The organism is Psychrobacter sp. UBA3962 (genome assembly GCF_002385225.1).
Taxonomy (GTDB): domain Bacteria; phylum Pseudomonadota; class Gammaproteobacteria; order Pseudomonadales; family Moraxellaceae; genus Psychrobacter.
The window spans coordinates 1-21,394 of the sequence record NZ_DGDC01000002.1; the positions used below are offsets into that span (position 1 = coordinate 1).

Consider the following 21,394-nt stretch of genomic DNA (forward strand, 5'->3'; position numbering starts at 1 on the left):
TTATTTCAGGACGGGACATTGATAACAAAAAAGGCGCCACTATCAAGTGGCGCCTTTTTTTGGCCTAAGCGTTATAAACTAAAGCAAGATTGGCCAAAATTGGATTAAAGCCTGTGTATATTAAGACTTTTTATTGTTCTCTTTTTTCTCGGTCTTCTTGTCGTCTTTTAGACCGGCTTCAATCTGAATCTTTAGCTTGATATCTTTCATTATACCGCCATCGGTATAAGTATTCATGCCCCATTTGGTTCTATCGATAGTGGTTTCGAAGTCACCACCACATACTTGGGTTTCTAACATTGGGCTGTCATAGCAATTAAAGTTGGTGGCAGTTAAAGTTACTGGGTGAGTTTGATCCAGTAAGGTTAAGTCACCTTTAACCGCCTTCACTTTATCGCCATCAAACTGCCATTCAGTTGATTTGAAGTAAGCGGTTGGAAACTTCTCTGCATTAAAGAAGTCAGCAGATTTTAGGTGCTTGTTAAAAGTTTTATTACCCGTTTCTAAGCTACCAATAGGAATAGTCACACCTACGAAACCTTTTTTCGCTTCGGGTTGGTATTGAACAATACCGGTAAGACCATAGAAGCCACCAGCGTTAGTTGAGGTGCCAAAATGATTTACAGAAAAACGAGCGTTGGCGTGATTGGGGTCGATTTCATAAGTGGCCGCATTACTCGCAACGCTTACAGTGCCAAGACCAACAAGTACCGCAAGGCTTAATGATTTTTTTAATAATTTCACAGTTGTTTCTCCTTTAAAAGACTTTTATTTATCAACAAAATTTGCATAAGATGAAAAAGTTTATAGTTTTAAATTAGTTCTTTGAATTAAAGCTGACGGCTCACTAATAAAAGTTAGCTTATCAAGGCTTTAATTAAGCTTTTACTTACAAAGCCAAACACGGTTAATAAGTAAGGCTTACATATAGTAGCCCATAGTTTAACAAATATTTATCAATTTTTGCAGGTGTAGGAGGGCAAAACCAAATCTTTTGGTTGTCATTTAGTTATTGATAATCTTTTAATTAGCAGTAATAACCAGAATAGAGGAAATCACTGTAATTGGCTGAATAACTGTCAATTGAAGCTACTAACAAACTCGGAGTATATTTTTTCCGATATCATTAGTGGCATAAATATTAGTAGCCTGCTTCAAAAAAGTAGAGCGACTGATTCAGAGAATATAAAGTGATTTAGGCACTGGGTTTGATTTTTTTCCCCATTAGGGTGTGGGCTACCCAGGCCGGTCCAATTAACAAGAACTGTAAGTCTTCAAAGAAGGAAGGTTTCTTACCTTCAAGCTTGTGTCCAATAAACTGCCCAATCCATGCCACCACGAAGATAGCCGCCCAAGCCTTGAATCCTAAAGGCAGTAAGGCAATGGCAGCCATACTGATCAGCATGAACATACCCATAGCGATAAATAACGGGGTAGATAGACGCAAGTAGAATATGGCCACCAGCATGGCAGCTACGATAGTGAACCAAGCCGCTACAGACATACCCATGCCTAAAATACTCACAAAAATTGTGGGTACGCATAGCCAATGGATTTTTTTGTTAATAGGGTTTTGGTGGCTAACCGCATAGTCAGCCAGCCATTGATCTAAGCTACGCTTTTCAGAGCGTTTACGTGATGCCATTCTAATGTCCTTATTAGTTAATAGGGAGTAAGTTCCCAATAGCGTATATTGCAGAGCCTTGGCCGAACTAGTGACCGCGCTAAGATCTATAATGTGATTAACTTATTATTGCAATAACCCACCCTAAAGTAAACCGCTGTGTAGAAGGTAGGCTTAAAGTCTATATATTTAGCCCATAGCCAACGATATAAATAAAGAAAATATTGAATTTTTAGCACAAAGACCCCATTTAAGTTAGTCATGACAGTTGCAAAGTGGGTCTTATATTTTAGGTAATAATGAGCCTCCTATTGCTTCTAAAATATATTTAAAGGAAGTTAACGTATGATGCGTATTGGCCTGTTTTTATTAACCAACTTAGCAGTGCTGGTGGTCTTCGGCATTGTTTTTAGTATTTTGTCGGCCTTTTTTGGTCTCGGCTCTGTCCACGGTGCCGGAGGCATAAATTTTGGTAGCCTAGCGGTAATGTGTGCCATTTACGGCATGGTGGGCTCGATGGTGTCACTATTGCTATCTAAGTGGATGGCCAAAAGATCAACAGGTACAGTGGTCATTGAACAGCCTCGTAATGCTACTGAGAAGTGGCTTGTGGATACCGTAGCAAAGCAAGCCAAAGCAGTAAAAATTGATATGCCTGAAGTGGGTATCTTTGATAATGCTCAGCCCAATGCTTTTGCTACTGGGTGGAACAAAAACAAAGCCTTAGTCGCTGTGTCATCTGGCCTATTACATACCATGACTCCTGATGAAGTTGAGGCGGTATTGGCCCATGAAATTGGTCACGTGGCCAATGGCGATATGGTAACGTTGGCTTTGATTCAAGGCGTGGTTAACGCTTTCGTGATGTTCTTCGCCCGTGTCGTTGGAAGCTTCGTTGATAGAGTGGTTTTCAAAAACGAGGACGGTCCAGGGATTGGTTACTTTGTGACCAGTATTTTGATGGATATCTTACTGGGCTTCTTAGCGTCAGCGATTGTGATGTGGTTCTCAAGAAAGCGTGAGTTTCGTGCTGATGAAATGGGAGCGAAGCTGGCTGGCCGTGAGAAAATGATCAGTGCTTTAGATGCTCTGCGCCCTGCAGAACAGCGTCCGGATCAAATGCCAGAGAATATGAAAGCTTTTGCTATCTCAACGGGCCAATCACAAAGCTTCAGTATTGCTAACTTTTTCCGTTCGCATCCTACGCTAGATGATCGTATTGCTGCTTTAAAAGACTATAATCCTAGCAAAGCTTAATAGGTTCTCTTAATAGGTTCTATAGTTAATTAAGCTATAAAGCCTAACAAGATAAAATTTAACACAAAAAAATACCGCAAATAATCGCGGTATTTTTTTATTTAAATAAAACTGTTTAGTAGCTAAGCGGCTTCTGCTGCACTGCGCTGCCACTCATATAAACCAATAAAAGAGTTAATCTGATAGACCATGGTCTGAATAGCGAAGATGTAATTGCCTGTCATTAGGTTAACGATTAACCACACGAAGTTTACTGCAATCCAAATCCACCAGTTAAAAGAGTAACGCAGGATCATTGTGGCCTGGGCAGTAATTGAAAGTACAAAGGCAAAGACATTAATCCAATAAAAATCTATCATGCCTAAAAACTGACTACCATCATCTTGAACCACAGCATAGCCTTTTTGGGCCAACCAATCGTTAACTATAGGGAACATGGCCAGACCAATGGCAATGAAGGCTAGAGTAACCAACCAAACCCATTTTGTGGCGGATTTTGGCACCATGTTGCCATCAGGATCTGTGTTTTTTGACCAATAAAAAAGGCCATAGGCATGAGTGAAGAAGTTAAATAAGGGAGCCAACATCAGGCCGACAGCTCCTGAAGTTCCTTGCACCACAACTTCTCCGGCAGTTGCCAGCATACCTAAACCATTGCCCATGACATTTCTGCGAAAAGACAAAGACACCACGCAGCCTAAACCTACTAGAGAAACCCCTAAATAAAACCAATCTAATTGGGTATGCTCTGTGGTCAGCCAAAAGCCAGAGCTTAGCGCAATCACACCGAAGATGAACCAGGCTATAATCCATTGTAAGGCCCACTTTCCAGTGAGGTTATCGAGTAGTTTGATACGCATGTTAGTCCTTAATGTGAAAGGTTAGCAACTAGGTTTGGGCAAGGTCTGTGTGGTTTTGATCCAGACAGACTTAGATAAATCTTATACCAATTTTAAGGGTAAGCTATTTATTTATGACCAGTTTATTTATTAAAAACATGCTGGTCAATATAGGCGATAGCCTCTTGATAGCGCTGGAAATAATCGGGACTAGTAATTCGATGCGTTTCGATATTGTGACGCTCAAATAGGGCGGTTAGTCTGTCCTCAAAACGTTCACGAGCACTTTGACTGCCCAAAGAGCGCATACCGTCATCTACCCAAGGCGTGTTGTTGGCCAAAAATAGGGTATGGTCAAAGCGGAACTCTTCTATACAAGCGGTGACGAAAGGATGAGTACGCCCCTCGTATTCTTCACAAAAGGCTTGGGTGGTCACAAAGTCGGTATCGACAAGGGTGATTGGAGATTGCGCTTGGTACATGGTCTCACGCATGGCTTGGGCATGATCTAAAGCGATGGGACCATAATCACTATATTGCAGCCCTTCTTCTGTGCCACCAAGGTCAGTACCGACATACAGTCTGCCCATCTCTAACACCAAATCAGCTCCATAATAGTTGGCCAATTTATGGGCCAAAGTAGTTTTTCCAGAGCTTTCGCCACCAACAATAGCCACTGTACGGGTGTAGTTGCCACGCGCTTCAGGATGGATGATATCCCAGTTAGCGATTGGGTTGTAGTGAATGGCGGTACTGTCGAACTCGGGATGAAGCGGGGTGGTGGTGACCTCAATATTTAAGGCTGAAGTCACGGCAGGCTTCGATAAAGGGTGCCCTTCTGTGACTAGCAGAACATTGTCACTATCAATAGCGAACTTGTCTTGAATGTAGTCGATCTTAGCGTTATAGGCATCAATATTGATGGTAATGTCTTCGATACTGTCATGTACGGGAAAAGAAAAGTCATCACAAGTATGAATTTTAATAAAAGGCAAGTCACTACAGGCCATTTGTAGCCAACGCGCTTTATCTTGCAGTGTTACCGGAAATCTAGGATTGGGATTGGGGTGCTGGGTAATGACGATGTGCAATACCTCAACGATTGATGAAGCATGCAAAATGCTACGAATATGTCCTAAATGAAGAGGCTCAAAGTGGCCAATCATCAGTCCTGATTTTTGCATAATAAAATCCTTAGTGGCTTAAGTTACTTAGCTTTAATAATTTAACTTTAATGATTTGAAAGTCATTTAATTTGAAAGCCATTTAAATAGTTATTTTGGTGGTTTGGTTTTGATAAATAGGTCGGTATGTATTTGTTAGTTTTTATCCTTTGTAAGTCATTATACTCCGTAGCACTCGGAAGGATTGTACTGAGCAGGAGGGAGAAACTTAAATTAAAATAATTGTTGTTAAAATAATAAGTTACACATACTCACACTGCGATTTTATCCCTAGTTTTCAGCAAAGGTTTTAGTATAAAGTTACAAAGACAGGGTAAAGTCTAAACAGCAATATTATTAATCAGCGCTATAATAATATAAGTTAGATTCATTAGGGTAGATATAAGCCCGACTGTAACAAACTTATAGAATAGCACAGCCAACCTTTGTTTCCTTTATTGACTTGTTGCCTGTTATTTTTTACAGCTAATTTGGCAGTTTGTTACCGTGTCATTTTAGAAAGGAGAAAGTTGTAATGGCAAGATTAAATAAATTACATCGTTCACGTAATCATCGCATAATTGCTGGCGTTATGGGCGGAGTCGCTGAGTATTTTGGCTGGTCGCCTAATTTGACCCGTATTTTGTTTGTTATTATCTCTAGTGCTAGTGCCGCCGTCCCAGGTATTTTGATTTACTTAATCCTATGGCTCATCATGCCAAAAGCTACTGCAGATTCTTATGTTTAATTTATGCTTAATTGCAGGGGCTTACTAAGCACAGAGACTTATCAGGATATTAGCCAACGCGTAATATCCTGAAACATTACTATAACCTCAGACATTATAAAAAAATATATAATAAGATAATCAAATTAGATAATTCGTATAACTACAATAAGATGAGTGGCCACCTGTTGACCACGATAGCATGCTTTTCCTCCTGCCTAGATGGGCTACCATCTAGGTATTTTTTTGTCTATCATTTGCATCATTTCGACTTACAATATAGATAAAATAGCGTTTTTTTAGTAAGGTGAGCGTATTAAAGTACACCCTTAAAAAAATTGACTCTAAGCGGTCACATTCGACTGGCTTATTCATCCCTATTTTCATTAAAACGTGGCGACATTATGACTTTTCAACAATTGATTTTGACTTTGCAAACTTATTGGGCAGAAAAAGGCTGTGTGGTTTTACAACCTTACGATATGGAAGTGGGCGCAGGGACCTTTCACACTGCGACATTTTTGCGTTCTTTAGGCCCAGAGGTGTGGAACGCCGCTTATGTCCAGCCTTCACGTCGCCCAACTGATGGTCGTTATGGAGACAACCCTAACCGCTTACAACATTATTATCAGTTCCAAGTGGTTATGAAGCCAAACCCACCAAATATTCAAGAGCTTTATTTAGGCTCTTTAGAGGCGATTGGGATTGATACCCTGACCCATGATGTGCGTTTTGTCGAAGACAACTGGGAATCTCCTACTTTAGGGGCTTGGGGCTTAGGCTGGGAAGTTTGGTTAAATGGCATGGAAGTGACGCAGTTCACTTACTTCCAGCAAGTGGGTGGCCTTGAGTGCTTCCCTGTAACCGGTGAAATTACTTATGGTCTTGAACGTCTAGCGATGTACATCCAGGGCGTGGATAGCGTCTATGACCTGGTTTGGACCGATGGCGAATTCGGTAAAGTGACCTATGGCGATGTGTTCCATCAAAATGAGGTAGAGCAGTCGACTTATAACTTTGAACACGCTGATGTGCCAAAGATGTTCGATCTATTTAATTTCTATGAAGAGCAAGCAGATAAGTTGGTAGCAGCAGATCTACCTTTGCCGGCTTATGAGATGGTTTTAAAAGCGTCGCATACCTTTAACTTGCTTGATGCCCGTGGTGCAATTTCGGTAACCGAGCGCCAACGCTTTATTTTAAGAGTGCGTACTTTGGCTCGTAAAGTAGCGCAAGGTTATGTTCAAGCACGCGCTAAGCTGGGTTTCCCATTGGCAGATGAGGCGCACAAAGAGGCAGCCTTGAATAAGTATTTGCCAAAAGATGAGAGCCCTGCGGATGAGAAAGCCGACAAATAATCTTTTAAATTGATTTGTTACAAGCTTTCATACGGTATCGATAGCCTATAAATATTTATAACATCTTCCAAAATAGAGAATTTCATGAGTACAATTTTATTTGAACTGGGTAGTGAAGAGCTGCCACCAAAAAGCCTAAAGCCTTTACGTGATTCATTACAAGCGAGCGTTGAAACTCAATTACAAGACGCTAATATCAGCTATGACCACTTAAAGGTTATGGCAGCCCCTCGTCGCTTGTCCCTACTGATTGAGGGAATCAGTGATAAGCAGCCCGATCGTGTAGAGCAAAAGCGCGGTCCTGCAGTGAAGGCGGCTTATGATGCCGAAGGTAAACCTACGCGCGCCGCTGAAGGTTTCGCCAAAGGCTTGGGTATTGATGTCAGCGAGCTGATGACCATTGAAACTGATAAAGGGGATTACATCGGCTATGAGTTAACCGTTCAGGGTCAAAAGACCACTGAATTGTTGCCGACTATTTTCCAAAATGCTTTAGATAATTTACCTATTGCTAAGCGTATGCGTTCAGGCGCCAGCCGTGAAGAGTTCGTGCGTCCTGTAAAATGGTTGGTGCTAATGCAAGATGACCAAGTTATTGAGGCTTCTATCCAAGGTCTACAAGCAGGCAACCAGACTTTAGGTCACCGTTATCACTCACCACAGCCTATCGTGATAGCGCATGCCAAGGATTATGAAAGCATTCTTGAAGCGAATAAGGTTATCGTTGACTTTGACCGTCGCCAACAGTTAATCGTTGAAGGGGTTAAAAAGCTGTCTGCTGAAGTAAATGCTGAAGCCATTGTGCCTCAAGATTTACTGGATGAAGTGACGGCCTTGGTTGATCTGCCAGTGGCTTTACGCGCAAGCTTTGAAGAGCGCTTTTTACAAGTGCCACAAGAGGCTTTGATTAGCACCATGCAGGCGGATCAAAAGTATTTCTGTTTGACCGATAAAGATGGCAAACTACAGCCTTACTTTATCTTCATTAGTAATATTGAGTCAAAAGACCCCAGCCAGGTGGTCAGTGGTAACGAAAAGGTAGTGCGTCCTCGTTTGGCCGATGCGGAGTTCTTCTTCTTACAAGACCAAAAGCAGCCACTTATCGAAATGTCAGAAAACCTAAAAAATCTGGTATTCCAAGATAAGCTGGGCACCATTTGGGAGAAATCAGAGCGTATTGCTAAGTTGGCAGCAATTATTGCAACCACCTTCAAAGAGCAAAACATTGAAGGCTATTCAGACATTGATGTTGAGCAAACCAAACGAGCCGCCCTGCTGTCAAAAGCAGACTTAACCAGTACCTTAGTGGGCGAGTTCCCAGAGCTTCAAGGTATCGCTGGGACTTATTATGCCCGTTTAAATGGCGAGCCTGAGACCATAGCTGCGGCGATTGAAGAGCAGTACTTGCCTAAGTTTAGTGGCGATGTGTTACCGCAAACGCCCATTGGTATTAGCTTGGCCTTAGCAGATCGTCTAGATACTCTAGTAGGAATCTTTGGCATTGATCAAGCCCCGACAGGATCAAAAGACCCTTTCAGTCTACGTCGCTCAGCCATTGGGGTATTGCGTATCTTAATTGAGAAAAAGCTGCCTATTAACTTAAAAGAGTTAATCGAACAAGCGGTTGAGAACTATCAGGGTAAACTGGCTGACGATCAAAAAACTTTGACTCAAGTTATGGCCTTTATCAACTCACGCTATCGTGCCATGTATACTGAACAAGGTATCAGTGTCGATAGTATTCAAGCTGTCTTGGCCATCAATCCAAACCAGCCTTTAGATTTCGATCAGAGATTACAGGCGGTGAATGAGTTCCATAACTTGCCACAAGCCGCAACTTTGGCAGAGATTAACAAACGGGTTGCCAATATCTTAGCCAAGTCAGAGAGCGAAGTAGGGCAGTCAGTTGATGAGTCGGTATTGGCTGAAGAAGCTGAGAAAACCTTGTATCAAGCGTTAACGGTCGCCAAGACAGAAGTGGCTCCTTTGCAGGCTGAAGCTCAATACAATCAAATCTTGCAGTCTCTGGCTACCCTAGAGGCGCCTTTGACAGGTTTCTTCGACAATGTGATGGTAAATAGTGAAGATGAAGCCTTAAAAGCAAACCGCTTAGCCTTGTTAAAGCAAGTACGCGAGCTATTCTTAACTGTGGCCGATGTCGGTGAGTTACAGATCTAGTTTAGAGGATTTGTTTCGGAACTCATTTCTGAGCTATCGCCTATTGGGCAACTAAAATTAAGGGCATAACGTTTTTGCGTTATGCTCTTTTTTAGCAACTATAAAAGCAGTAACCCATCTCTCTAAACTTCCCAAATCTCGAATCAATCAAACATTAAGGAGGGCTGATAATAATCTGGCAAAGTCTGTATTATCGAGGGAGCGAGCGGCATAAATATTGTAAGTAAAAGTTACAAGTTAACATTACTTATTATTAAAGTCTTGTCGCATAATAGAGTAGCTTGGACTTCTCTAAATTTCATATTACGTTACTTGGATATGCGCTTGTTATGATTGAAAATTGGACACGGGAGCGGGTCACACAGCGAGTGCTGACAGCTACTTTATTGGTGATATTATTCATTCTTTGCTTTAGAGTGGTGCAGTTTTTTATTGTACCCGCTCTATGGGCTGCTATTTTGGCCTACGTGACCTTTCCTGTTTATAATTTCTTTCATCAAAAAGTTAAACTTAGTCCTAATATCAGTGCCGGTATCATGACTATCAGCATATCGCTGATGCTTGGGGTGCCTATTGTGCTTGGTCTTTTTGTGCTGCAACAAGAGGCGGTCAACTTATACAGTAATTTACTGTACAGAATCAAAGTAGGCTACGTTGATTTGCCTGAAGAGATTAAGAATATCCCAGTAATAGGACAGCAAGTTAAAGATATCTTGTGGGAAATTAACAAAGACCCAGAGGCTTCTTTGAGTGCTTTTAGGGCTTGGTTGCAGTCACACTTGTATTATGGGAAAGTCGCCTTAGACGTTGCCTTTAGTACCATGGCCAAAATGGGTATGGCTTTGATGACTATCTTTTTCTTTTACCGCGATGGTATTAGTTTGATGAAGCAAATTCGTCAGGCATTACGTAATATTATTGGTAACCGTATTGATGATTATATTGATTCGGTAGGCTCAACCACTCAGGCAGTGGTTTATGGGATTGGTCTGACCGCATTGGCCCAAGCCATATTGGCAGGTATTGGTTATTATGTCGCAGGGGCGCCTAGTCCTATCTTATTGACCTTGATGACCTTCGTTGTAGCGCTAATTCCTTTTGGTACTCCTTTTGCTTGGATGGGGGTGTCTATTTGGCTGTTGACTCAAGGTCACACCGCTGAAGCTATTGGTTTGGCACTTTGGGGCATGTTGGTAATCAGTTGGGTTGATAACTTAATTCGGCCGATTGTCATCTCTGGTGCTACCAAAATTCCCTTTATCATTATCTTTATTGGGGTATTGGGCGGTTTAACAGCCTTTGGCTTTGTGGGCTTATTTATTGGACCTGTGGTATTGGCCATTGCTTTAGCTGTATGGCGAGAATGGATTAATCAACACCGCAATGTTATTTTTGCACCGTACTATACTAAGCTAAACCAACATCAGTGGAAACCTGCCGACCGTCCCATGTCCTTTGAAATCTCTCCAGAGGTAGTGTCGTTTAGCAAGTATCCATTTGCTGATTCAGCGCTACATGGGGCAGATAAAGTGGATTCAATCAGTAATGATAATTGTAGCGAGCACATAAGCAATAAAAAACCACATATGCCAGAGAGTAGCGAGACGCAGTCAGACGAGGCGACCGAGCAAAAATCGCACCCTCACTCAGATAAGGATTAGTATCTATCATGCTCACTATACTTGCGGATAGTAATATTGCCCATCTACACGATTATTTTAATGAACATATTTTGCAGCAGCCGATTAACGTCATTGCCGTAGCAGGACGTGATATTGATGCCGCTATGATCGCTGAGTACCAACCGAATGCCTTATTGATCCGATCAGTTACTCCGATTAATGCTGAGCTTTTGAAAGATAACGACAGCGTAAAATATGTGGGCTCTGCCACTATTGGCACTGATCATGTTGATCAAGATTATCTACATGAGCGAGGTATTTACTTTTCAAATGCCGCGGGTTGCAGTAAGCACTCGGTAGCGCAGTATGTATTAACCGCTATTTTTAATCTCCGTCCGCAGTATTGGCTCTCTGATAACTCCGGCATAAATGACAGCCAAGCCGTGCCTGTTAAACTGGGTATCATTGGTCTAGGCAATATAGGCAGTACTTTAGCAGGGTATGCAGCAGACCTTGGTTGGCAGGTGCTCGGCTATGACCCTTTATTGCCAACCTCTGATATTAATAATGCCAGCTTTGAGCAACTATTGACCCAAAGTGATGTCATTAGCCTACATGTGCCCCTAACTCGAGCTGCAGATAGCGACTATCCAACTTATCACTTGATAGATAAACAAGCATTGGCAAAAATGGCTAATACCACGATATTGATAAATTCAGCGCGTGGGCCAGTGATTAGCGAAGCAGAATTACTGCTCGAACTTGAGCAAAACCCTCAGCGTCAAGTAGTACTAGATGTTTTTGAGCATGAACCGATTGTCCCCGCTGAGCTACTTAATAAGTTAACCATTGCCACACCGCATATTGCTGGCTACACGCTGGAAGGTAAATTGCGTGGCACTCAAATAATTTTCGATAAGTTTTTAACTGTCTTTGGACCTCAAGGGTCGGGAGAAGTCGCCATACAATCTGCGTATTTGATGGATGAACTATTACCAGAGAATCCGTATCGCTGGCAGCAGTTAAAACAGGCGCCAGAGCAGCTGGCTAAATTTTATGATATTAAAGCCGATGATGCTTTGTTAAGAGAAAGTATTAACAGTGAAGCTCAAGCCGTATTAGCTAAAAAATTTGATGGTCTGCGTAAAAATTATGCGCTGCGCCGTGAGTGGCTATTTGAGCGTTAACAATTTTATGCTCGTCTTTTAAAGTCTTCCCTGACTCAATAGATTTTCAAACGGGGCCCTTAATTGGGCCTTATTTAATATAAGTACATTAAGAGTAAGCCATGTCTAATTCCATATCGTCTGTCTCTACTACTGAAAACCAGGACTATCAAAGCTATGCGCCTTCAATGAGCTTACAAATGGCGGTTAAGCGGGCTCAACTTATGGCGCAAATTCGTCAGTTCTTCGCAGAACGTCAGGTGCTTGAAGTACAGACTCCGTTAATGTCGCAGGCAGGAAATACCGATGTCTTTGTGCCGTCGATATCGACTAACGTTACGGTGCAAGATAAGCCACAAACCCATTATCTACATACCTCTCCTGAATTCGCAATGAAGCGAATGCTGGCAAGTTGGAAGGTAGCGATTTATCAAATTTGTCCGGTATTTCGAGATAATGAAGTGGGTAGTCGTCATAACAGCGAGTTTACCATGCTTGAGTGGTATCGCCCTGGTTTTGATCTTGAGGCACTGGCTGCTGAGTTGTCTGATTTATTGGCTGCAGTTTATGGACAGCCACAAACTTTGGTTGAATATAGTTACAGCCAAGCATTTATGGATTATGTTGGGCTTAATCCGCTGACAGCAAGCCTTGAGTCATTGATTGAGGTAGCAGCTGAGCATGGCTTCGCTGGCTTAGATTTGGGCGAAGACCGTCAGGGCTGGCTAGATGTGTTATTCAGCCACTTGGTTGAACCTAACCTCGGGTTTCAGTCACCGACACTGATTACCGACTACCCGCCTGCTACTGCTGCTTTGGCTAAAGTAGAAAAGGATGAAATAGGCAACAACGTTGCCAAGCGCTTTGAGCTGTATATCAATGGCATTGAAATTGCCAACGCCTATGATGAGCTGGCAGATGGAGCTGCGCTACAAGCCCGATTTGAAGCGGACAATGAAGAGCGAGCTCAACGCGGGCTACCTATAATGCCCATTGATGAGCATCTGATAGCCGCCAGTGATCATCTGCCAGCGTGCAGTGGGATTGCCTTGGGCGTAGACAGACTGTTAATGGTAGTAACAGGGGCCAAAGGCATTGATGAAGTTATTGGCTTTGGTATTGGTTTGGCCTAAGCCATTAGCTGATATTTGCTACTGCCTCGGTAATATCATTGTCACCATTTTGAATGCTAAATACTTTTTTAAAGGTGTTTTCTGCTGTCAATACTGCCGCTAAAGTAGCAGCGACATCTTTAATGGCGTTTTCACCTGCGGAGTCTGCATTAATGGTAATTTTGCCTGTGGGTTCGCGTTCTTTTAACGCACCGGCTTGAACAATGGTGTAATCCAAGGTGCTGTTCTCAACCAAATATTGGTCAGCATAATGCTTAGAGATGTAGTAGTCTTTTAACTCATTAATACCTGGTAGAGTCCATTTGCTAGTGTCTAACGAGAATACCGTGCTCAACATGATATAGCGTGTCAGCCCCTTAATTTGAGCGGCTTGCATGGTCTTAACTGCGCCATGTAAATCCACTTCTAACACTGCCTTGCCTCCTGAGCCTGCTGTGAAATATACGGCATCAAAGTTACCCGCTATTTGTTTGGCAATCTCTTCTTTGTCGGCGGTTAAATCTAAGGTCAGATGAGTGTAATTGTCGTTCTCGAATAAACGCTTATCATCCCGTGAAGTGCCGGTTACTTTATGGCCTTTTTCCAAAAGTTGTTGTACCAATTCAGAGCCTACTCGGCCACTGGCGCCAATAACTAAAATATTCATAAGTACTTTCCTATTATCGTTTCTAGTTGTTTTTAATTTTTTAGCTCTATATAACTAATCGGATGCCGTGTATTTCAGCATTAATTCACAATAATTAGGGTATCAACAATAGCGATGTTATTGGGTGAAAGGTTGTAGGCAACACACTAGAGATTGGTTGCAGAGTGTATAGGCTTTGCAAGTCGATAGCCGACAATCCATATTAATAGTGAGAAGCTAGGTAGGTATTAAGAGACATTAAGCAACATTAAGCAAAGATAGGCCACTCAACAAATAAGTTCAGAGCCAGTAAGGTAAAATTAGCAGTATTGATAAAATTAGTGCGCTAAAAGCTTAGCGCACTAATTTATTTAACCCATCAGCAAATTGCTTTTTATCTTTATCAGAGTAGGGTTTTTGACCGCCCATCTGAGTTAAATCAAGCACCCCTGTTGAGCGCATGGTGTCCATAAAGTCGCGGGCATTTAGTTTTTGCTTGATGTTGTTCTTGTCATAGATAATGCCATGTGGGGTGAGAACCTGTCCGCCATTATCGAGCACATCATTGGCCAGAGGAATGTCACTGGTAATTACTAAATCACCTGGAGCGACATTATCAGCAATGTAGTCATCAGCGACATCAAAACCTGAGCCGACCACTTTCATGCTGATAAGCGGTGACTTACGCACTTTGATGGGCTGATTGGCCACAAAAATAGCCGGGGTATTGGTGCGTATCACGGTTTTGGTGATCAGATCTTTCACCACCAACGGGCAAGCATCAGCATCAATCCAGATGGTCATACCGCTATTTGAGGTATTACTCATTACTAAAGACCCATTTTGTTGGGTAGAATAGCTATCAACTGCTCCAATGCGCCTTCAAGCTTAGCCACATCATTTGGCATCAAGGTAATGTGGGCAATCTTACGATCGGGACGTTCTTCTTTGTGGTAAGTATGATAGTGAGCCCCATCAATGGCCAATACATCAGCTAGCTTTGGATATTCGCCCAATACGTTAACCATCACTGAAGGGTAAACGTTATCGGTATCACCAAGGGGTAATCCGACCACAGCACGTACGTGGTTTTCAAACTGACTGGTAACCGCGCCCTCAATACTCCAATGTCCTGAGTTGTGCACACGAGGTGCAATCTCATTGGCTAGAATAACGTCTTTGCCGTTCTCATCTTTGCTCACAAATAGCTCAAGCGCCATAGTTCCCACATAATCTAAATGGGTCATTAAAGTTTCAATGGCTTTTTTTGCTTCAGGTAACAAATGACTGGTGCCCACAGCGGGAGCATGAGAGGTGGCCAAAATACCGGTATGATGATTGTTCTCTACCAAGTCATACGTACGGATTGACCCATCTTGAGCACGGGTAGCAATGATAGAAACTTCACGGCTAAAGTTAATAAATCCCTCAGCAATCAACGGAGCTGGAGTAGGGGTTAGATTGCCTTTGCCACTCACTGCATCCCCCAATGTTTTCCAAGCTTCTGTGATATCGGCTTCAGTTTTAACCACAAACTGACCTTTGCCATCGTAGCCCCCTCGACTAGTTTTCAATACCAAAGGCAATCCAAGCTGATCACTCGCTGCTTTAAGCTCTGCTTTCGAGCTGACACTCATAAACGGAACCGTCTTGATATCAAGCTCATTAAACAAGCTTTTTTCACTTAAGCGGTCTTGAGCCACCTCCAGAGCTTGCGGGGGTGGGAACATGCCTTGTTTTTTACCCGACTCAGACAGTTGTTTTAAGCGGGCTACTGTTTCTGCTGGGGTGTTTTCAAACTCTAAAGTAAAGACATCTGCTGCAGCGATAAAGTCTTCAAGCTGTTCGCTGCTGAACACTTGGCCATACAAAGACGCAGGACAATTTGGTGCATCTTCTAAAAAAACACAACGATAACCTAACGGTAAGGCGGCAGCGGCCAGCATCATACCGAGTTGACCGCCACCAAGAATACCAATAGTGCGGATGGTTTGGGCTACAGGATAAGCATTAGCTGTGGTCATATTCGGCTCTTAATACAGTTAAAGGGGATAGAAAAATAATAAAATAAATACAACGTAATGGGTCAATACAAGGCAGATAAAAGAGGATTGTAAAAACAAAAAGGTGCTAATAGCACCAATTTGTTGAATAATTACTAATCACTCAAGTATAGCAAAATTAGCTATTGATTACGCCAGGTGTCGGGCTAGCTAAGACAGTCTCAGTTTGGTTTTGACGGAACTCTATCAGTTGTTTGGCTAGAGACTCATCTTGTAAGGCTAAAATTTGAATGGCCAATAGACCCGCATTATAAGCCCCCGCTGTGCCAATGGCTAAAGTGCCTACAGCAATGCCTTTGGGCATTTGTACAATAGACAGTAGGCTGTCCCAACCACTTAGAGTCGAGGACTTAACGGGCACCCCTAAGACGGGTAGCTCAGTTTGACTGGCACACATACCAGGCAGGTGAGCGGCACCACCAGCACCAGCGATGATGACTTGTAAGCCTTTGTCTTTAGCAGACTTAGCATAATCAAATAGTTTATCGGGAGTACGGTGCGCTGAAACCACTTCGCATTCAAAGGGTACACCGAACTCTGCCAATAATTGTACGCCCAAACTCATGGTGGCCCAATCAGATTGTGAGCCCATGATAATCCCTACTTTTGGTGCGCCAGCTGGAGATTTAATTGGCCCAAGAGGGGCTTCTTGCAATTTGGTTGTGGCATTTGCCATGGCTTGAGTTTCCTTGCAAAAAACATTCATCATACAAAACTTTTGGATTAATAAAAAGACTTTTATCAGTCAGTATATTGCACAAAGTTTTCGGGGGATAGAGGGTAAGGGTTATTGGTATCAAAGCGGTAGGCGGTTAAATAGCCTGTGCCTGCCGCTGAATAGTCAGTACAGACCACTTGATCGCTTAGCGGAGCAGGGGTGCCTGTGAGCCAATAATGACCGATAAATACCGGTTTGTTGGTCTTTAAACGAAAGTCTAAGTCCTTTACCAGTGCCTGCTGAGGAATTTGAGCCAAGTCGGAACGTGGGGCTCGAGCAATGTCGACAATCCGCTTTCCTTGTAGCTGATCCTCCCACCATTTTACCCGTACACGGCTGCGTACAGCACCATCTTTATCAGTGAAGCTTACTCCATCGGGCAAAGGTATCTCCACCCCCTTAAGCACCCGCTCTAAAGCATCATATTCTACAGAATGCTTCTGCCCTGTGCGCTGCAAAGCTTCTGCCGTGAGACGATTGTCAGCAGTTAGCATGGGTTTTAATAGTGCCATATTATCGACATCCCAACAGGCATGAACAAAACAGGCATGCTCGGTCTCAATCCATAATGGCAGCTCAGAAAATCTACTAAGCCAGTACTTATGAGCCTCAGAACCAAAAGGCACCTCATCTAAGAAGGCTTGGTGCTGGCGGGTATGGGTCTCATTATGACGGCGCAAATACAGGTTTTGGGTAGAATCTTGCTGCTGCATGGCGGTTTCATCAACCGTGGCATAGGCCAGAGCATTGTATTCATGGTTGCCCATGACTGCGTCAGCGACGCCAGCATCTAACATGGCATAGACAATTTCAAGAGACTCAATTTCCTGTGGGCCACGATCCATTAAGTCTCCGATAAAAATAGCACGGTGCCCTTCCGGGGGCTGGTAATAATGTAGATCCAAAGTTTCATGCTGGGTCAAAGTGTAGCCCAGTTTGGTGAGTAGGCCTTTTAATTTATCGGCATGACCATGAATGTCGCCAATAACATCATAAATCATAGGCTGATTCCTTAAATAGAGGAAATGGCTTATTTATTTTATATTTTGTATGTTAGCTTTATGGTTTGATAGTAACTATAACCTAAGTCAATGACAACCTTCGGAGTTGGCATTGCTACCTCAATAAAGCTATAAAAACAAAAAAACACCCGGAGGTGTTTTTTTGTTTAAGCTACTGACTGTCTCAGCTAGTGACGATAAATTTTGTAATTCATCACACTACTTGATAGTAGTTTAACAGTCCTAGATTTAACGTCAATTAACTGCTCTAAATCTGGTCAAGTCTTAAGTTCTACGTGAAATGAAGCTAACAATGAATAGGATCACTGCGATTACTAAGAAAATGTAAGCGAAGTCTTGACTCAAGCCTGCTACACCGCCGAAGCCTAGCAAACTTGCTATTAAAGCGATTACCGCAAATATAATGGCCCATCTAAACATAACACACTCCTTGTAAAGCTGAAATATTATTTCAGATTTTAAAATTGGTTTCTGATTTTTTTTTGATTTGTTGTAATGCTTACAATTAATAAGCATGATTTATAATAACTGATGGGAAAAACAATATGGTGACTTATTGTTATACATTCAGTGTGCTATTGTTATGTTGTAGCAAAGATTTATATATTACGCCCTCTTTTTATCAGAGCTTGTGTTATTAGGGCTTGTGTTATTAGGATTTGTATTAAACCGTATTCTTAACCCCACAAACTACAACAAAAGGAGCACTATGGATTGGTCAAAATGGTTTTCAATGGACTGGAGTCAAGTAGGGGGTATCGCCTTATCAGCCATAGGTATTTACTTTGGCTTGATACTATTTACCCGTTTGATGGGGCTGCGTAGCTTTTCTAAGCTATCGAGCCACGACTTTGCGATGACAGTAGGTATTGGTAGCATTTTGGCTTCAACGGTCCTGTCTAAGTCTCCTTCTTTATTACAAGGGCTGGTGGCGATGGCAATGTTGTTTCTATTGCAGGCCATGGTGTCGATGATACGTCGTAAAGTTAAGCCTCTAAAAGACCTAATTGATAATGAGCCTGTGGTACTGATGGCGCATGGTGACTATTATTGGGATAATATTAAGCAGGCCAGTTTATCAAAGAGTGACCTCCATCAGGTACTTCGAAAAAATGGCATCAAGTCTAAATCTGAGATATTCGCTGTAATCATGGAAACCACAGGAGATATTAGCGTTATCAAGCAAAATGACACCGCTGCTGATAGGGCTTTATTCGATGATGTTCGAGACTGTGAGTATTTGCTTAATCCTACCCAAAATAAATAGTCTGAAGGCCTGCTTTTCACATATATAAAGGTAGGGCCCATAACCCAGAATTTTAGACCATGAATAAATTATCCTTAAAAGACCGCTTAATGGCACCGCTGATAGAGCCCTATGCTCGTTATTTGCATGCTGATTTATTGCACTCAATTAGATTGGGGGCAGCGGTCGTTGCTTCTTTGATATTCAGTCAAGTTACACAAATTCCGCATTCAGAATGGTCTACCATTACCGTGTTTGTTATTTTGGGCTTGCTGCAATACCAAGGAGCCATTTATACCAAAGCCAAAGAGCGGGTGTTAGGGACTCTACTGGGTATTGCAGTGGGCTTAGGTCTGTTATGGATTAATCACCAGCTCCAAGGCTACTTTGGGGTAGCGTGGTTATATTATGTGTTGGTGGGCGTCATTAGCGGGGTGATAGGCTATTACTCCATTAAGCAGCTGGGCTATATTGGGCTGTTAACAGGGATCACCATGTGTATGGTCATCTCTAGCTATAATAGTATTGGCCCTGATGGCGTAGCACGGGCTTTTAATGTGTTAATTGGCACCCTATTTGCGGTAGCAGCCACTTTAATAGTGCCCCTAAAGTCGACCTTAATGTGGCGGTTTTTATTGGCGAAGAATCTAGATGCTTGTGCTGATATGTATGATGGGGTAGAGGACTATATCTCAGACCCAAGCTTAGATCAGCGTTTTGCTGAAGCGGAGGTTACAGAAAGTGAGGCGGCAGATAATGAGCTAAATAAACACCACCCAAGCTCGGTTGGGGTTACTAGTCTAGATAGTCAAAATGTACAGCTGGACTTAGGGGCCACTACCGTAACGGCCATTGAGGGCGTGACCAATACTGCGTCTGCCACCTATGTTAATAAAGACATGGTGGAGCAGTTTAAAGAGATCAATAAGCGCCTGTTGCGGGTAAGAGGTCATATCGAAGCTACGGCCAAAGAGTCTGGGATAGACACTCCGGATCTGGATATGATTCAGCGGACTCATCGTAATATCATTGGTACCATTGACTTACTATTGAGTGCCGCCCCAAAGCTTGCGCACAGCCCTATTGATGAAGAAAACCGTATTTTGGTGGATCATTATCACCAAGAATTAACCCAAGGCATGCGCCACATTGCGGCTGTGTTACGTAGCCCTAGTGATCAGGAATTTCGTCCGATTACCCGCATTAAGGTTTCAGATTATCCTAGTGTGCAGACTCTACCTTTTGAATGGCAAGGCTATTTTTGGTTAACCCAGACCTTGCAGGGCCAACTGCAAAGTTTGAGCGATTTGCTACAACAAACTCAAGCACAATGGTATAGAGGGTCGGGCCTTCGTTATCAGCGTCAAGAGCAGCGTCGTATTCATGCGCATGGTAGAGAGAGCGATCTGGATTTATAAAAATGGGATTGATTAAAGCGTAAATAAGCCACCAGATAACCTATATTAATCACAACACATCCCACATCCTAAATAAGATAGATATAACAGTACCTGTTGGGGTTAGGGCAGTGGAGAGCCATTTATAATGAGTGATTATTTTGAAGACAAACAGCGACGGATTAATGAGTTTGTAGCACGGGCCAATCTGATACTGGGCAGTGACCCGCTTTGCTATACCGGCCATTTTATTACCGGACAAGTGAAACATCCCGATATGCTTTTTGTTAGCATTAACCCTGGCCACAGTAATCGAGAGGATTGGGGCGATATTGAGGCTCGTCGGGCTCAAGCCGTAGTCAAAGATTTCGAAGCGGTTCCTTGCAAATACATTAAGGATGTTGAGAGAGGCAGTCGTTATGCCAATCGTATTGTGGAGGTGATTTGTGGCGGCAATATAGAACGCTTACAGCACTGCGCCGAGACCAGCTTTGTGTCCTATTTTGCCGCTCCTAAAGAGCAGGTGCTACAAGCGCAGTTGGCAGGATTACCGCTTGAGATGCAGCAGGAGCATCAGGCACTAACCCGGCTCGACATTGAGGAAATTAAGCCTAAGCATATTATATGTATGGGCTGGCGAGCGTTTGATCGATTTTTAGAGCAGTATGGAGAAGGGCAGGAAGTTACGGTAAAGCAATTGCCGTTGATGGGAAAAATGGAGCCCTATTATGCTTATACCGAGGTGGCTGGCGTTCCGGTGCATGGTTTACGTCATTTATGCACTAAGCTGACCCAACAGATGCGCGCTGAGCTAGAGCAAAGGTTCTCAGAAATCTGGTCCCAAATGAACTCTACCCCAGATTAAAGCTATATTTAAATTAAAGTTATATTCAAGGCTATAGCCTTCAATAATAGGTGGCGTATGGCCCGCCCAAAGCCTCTCATGATGTTAATGAGGGGCTTTTTTTATTGATTTGAGTAAATCAGGCTGCGCTATTTAAAGCTATACCTATCTTTTTTTAGTAAAAAAATCAAGTCTGAAGTACAGCGATTTTAATAAAAAAAACTTGTTTTTTAAGAGATTGTTTTGCTGAAACCTTTATTTATAAAGGGCTTTTACTACAAACTATTTTTTTTGTGAACTGAAAGTATTTGTTTCCAATTGGTAAATGTGTTTCAATCGCCGCTTTCAAATTTTAAGTTTCAAGCTTTAATTTTTTCATTTTTACACCTGGAGTGACTGTAAGTCACATGGG

20 protein-coding genes are annotated in these 21,394 nt (G+C 42.5%); 10 read left to right on the top strand and 10 right to left on the bottom strand.

The window, feature by feature from the left end:
* Nucleotides 1–120: 120 nt before the first annotated feature.
* Together B3S92_RS00085 and B3S92_RS00090 are read right to left on the bottom strand one after the other, a co-directional pair.
* Entirely contained in the window at nt 121–744 is a 624-nt protein-coding gene (locus B3S92_RS00085; protein ID WP_296201686.1) for a YceI family protein, read from the bottom strand.
* 451 nt (nt 745–1,195) lie between these two features.
* On the bottom strand, nt 1,196–1,645 hold the full coding sequence (locus tag B3S92_RS00090; protein ID WP_296201687.1) for a DUF962 domain-containing protein: 450 nt from the start codon (nt 1,643–1,645) through the stop codon (nt 1,196–1,198).
* A 324-nt stretch (nt 1,646–1,969) separates the two neighbouring features.
* On the opposite strand from B3S92_RS00090, the gene htpX reads away from it, so the two are divergent.
* Nucleotides 1,970–2,881, top strand: coding sequence for a protease HtpX (gene htpX / locus B3S92_RS00095; RefSeq protein ID WP_296201688.1), 912 nt, complete (start codon nt 1,970–1,972; stop codon nt 2,879–2,881).
* A gap of 122 nt (nt 2,882–3,003) precedes the next feature.
* Here htpX and pnuC read toward each other — a convergent pair whose 3' ends face one another.
* On the bottom strand, nt 3,004–3,741 hold the full coding sequence (pnuC, locus tag B3S92_RS00100) for a nicotinamide riboside transporter PnuC (RefSeq protein WP_077450366.1): 738 nt from the start codon (nt 3,739–3,741) through the stop codon (nt 3,004–3,006).
* Between the two features lie 122 nt (nt 3,742–3,863).
* A complete protein-coding gene (gene nadR, locus B3S92_RS00105) occupies nt 3,864–4,904 on the bottom strand; it encodes a multifunctional transcriptional regulator/nicotinamide-nucleotide adenylyltransferase/ribosylnicotinamide kinase NadR (protein ID WP_296201690.1) in 1,041 nt (346 codons plus the stop codon).
* A 514-nt stretch (nt 4,905–5,418) separates the two neighbouring features.
* Here nadR and B3S92_RS00110 point away from each other — a divergent pair.
* The 6 genes from B3S92_RS00110 (at nt 5,419) to epmA (ending at nt 13,067) form a co-directional block, all read left to right on the top strand.
* On the top strand, nt 5,419–5,631 hold the full coding sequence (locus B3S92_RS00110; protein ID WP_296201692.1) for a PspC domain-containing protein: 213 nt from the start codon (nt 5,419–5,421) through the stop codon (nt 5,629–5,631).
* Nucleotides 5,632–6,014: 383 nt separating this feature from the next.
* Nucleotides 6,015–6,968: a glycine--tRNA ligase subunit alpha gene (gene glyQ, locus B3S92_RS00115; protein ID WP_296201693.1), complete on the top strand. Its 954-nt coding sequence runs from the start codon at nt 6,015–6,017 to the stop codon at nt 6,966–6,968.
* Nucleotides 6,969–7,052: 84 nt separating this feature from the next.
* On the top strand, nt 7,053–9,146 hold the full coding sequence (gene glyS, locus B3S92_RS00120) for a glycine--tRNA ligase subunit beta (RefSeq protein ID WP_296201694.1): 2,094 nt from the start codon (nt 7,053–7,055) through the stop codon (nt 9,144–9,146).
* A 329-nt stretch (nt 9,147–9,475) separates the two neighbouring features.
* The gene (locus tag B3S92_RS00125; RefSeq protein ID WP_296201695.1) at nt 9,476–10,807 is read left to right on the top strand and encodes an AI-2E family transporter; all 1,332 of its coding nucleotides are present in this window, start codon (nt 9,476–9,478) and stop codon (nt 10,805–10,807) included.
* 8 nt (nt 10,808–10,815) lie between these two features.
* Nucleotides 10,816–11,955, top strand: coding sequence for a 4-phosphoerythronate dehydrogenase (locus B3S92_RS00130; protein ID WP_296201696.1), 1,140 nt, complete (start codon nt 10,816–10,818; stop codon nt 11,953–11,955).
* Between the two features lie 101 nt (nt 11,956–12,056).
* Nucleotides 12,057–13,067 carry an EF-P lysine aminoacylase EpmA gene (gene epmA, locus B3S92_RS00135; RefSeq protein ID WP_296201698.1) on the top strand — a complete coding sequence of 337 codons (1,011 nt, stop codon included), beginning with the start codon at nt 12,057–12,059 and terminating at the stop codon, nt 13,065–13,067.
* A gap of 4 nt (nt 13,068–13,071) precedes the next feature.
* Here epmA and B3S92_RS00140 read toward each other — a convergent pair whose 3' ends face one another.
* The 6 genes from B3S92_RS00140 to B3S92_RS00165 form a co-directional block, all read right to left on the bottom strand.
* The gene (locus tag B3S92_RS00140) at nt 13,072–13,713 is read right to left on the bottom strand and encodes an NAD(P)-dependent oxidoreductase (RefSeq protein WP_296201700.1); all 642 of its coding nucleotides are present in this window, start codon (nt 13,711–13,713) and stop codon (nt 13,072–13,074) included.
* Between the two features lie 333 nt (nt 13,714–14,046).
* Complete coding sequence (locus tag B3S92_RS00145) at nt 14,047–14,496, bottom strand: YaiI/YqxD family protein (RefSeq protein WP_296201757.1); 450 nt, start codon at nt 14,494–14,496, stop codon at nt 14,047–14,049.
* A gap of 26 nt (nt 14,497–14,522) precedes the next feature.
* Entirely contained in the window at nt 14,523–15,716 is a 1,194-nt protein-coding gene (locus B3S92_RS00150; protein WP_296201702.1) for a 5-(carboxyamino)imidazole ribonucleotide synthase, read from the bottom strand.
* A gap of 157 nt (nt 15,717–15,873) precedes the next feature.
* Nucleotides 15,874–16,431 (bottom strand): 5-(carboxyamino)imidazole ribonucleotide mutase, encoded by a 558-nt coding sequence (purE, locus tag B3S92_RS00155; protein WP_296201703.1) that lies wholly within the window; start codon nt 16,429–16,431, stop codon nt 15,874–15,876.
* A 65-nt stretch (nt 16,432–16,496) separates the two neighbouring features.
* Complete coding sequence (locus B3S92_RS00160; RefSeq protein WP_296201706.1) at nt 16,497–17,474, bottom strand: metallophosphoesterase; 978 nt, start codon at nt 17,472–17,474, stop codon at nt 16,497–16,499.
* A gap of 285 nt (nt 17,475–17,759) precedes the next feature.
* Nucleotides 17,760–17,915: a DUF1328 domain-containing protein gene (locus B3S92_RS00165; protein ID WP_296201708.1), complete on the bottom strand. Its 156-nt coding sequence runs from the start codon at nt 17,913–17,915 to the stop codon at nt 17,760–17,762.
* A 289-nt stretch (nt 17,916–18,204) separates the two neighbouring features.
* Here B3S92_RS00165 and B3S92_RS00170 point away from each other — a divergent pair, with 289 nt between their 5' ends.
* The 3 genes from B3S92_RS00170 to B3S92_RS00180 all read left to right on the top strand — a co-directional run bounded on the left by B3S92_RS00170 (nt 18,205) and on the right by B3S92_RS00180 (nt 21,003).
* On the top strand, nt 18,205–18,762 hold the full coding sequence (locus B3S92_RS00170; RefSeq protein ID WP_296201710.1) for a DUF421 domain-containing protein: 558 nt from the start codon (nt 18,205–18,207) through the stop codon (nt 18,760–18,762).
* Between the two features lie 59 nt (nt 18,763–18,821).
* Nucleotides 18,822–20,159, top strand: coding sequence for an FUSC family protein (locus B3S92_RS00175; protein ID WP_296201712.1), 1,338 nt, complete (start codon nt 18,822–18,824; stop codon nt 20,157–20,159).
* A 127-nt stretch (nt 20,160–20,286) separates the two neighbouring features.
* Nucleotides 20,287–21,003, top strand: coding sequence for a hypothetical protein (locus tag B3S92_RS00180; protein ID WP_296201714.1), 717 nt, complete (start codon nt 20,287–20,289; stop codon nt 21,001–21,003).
* The last annotated feature ends 391 nt before the right edge of the window (nt 21,004–21,394 follow it).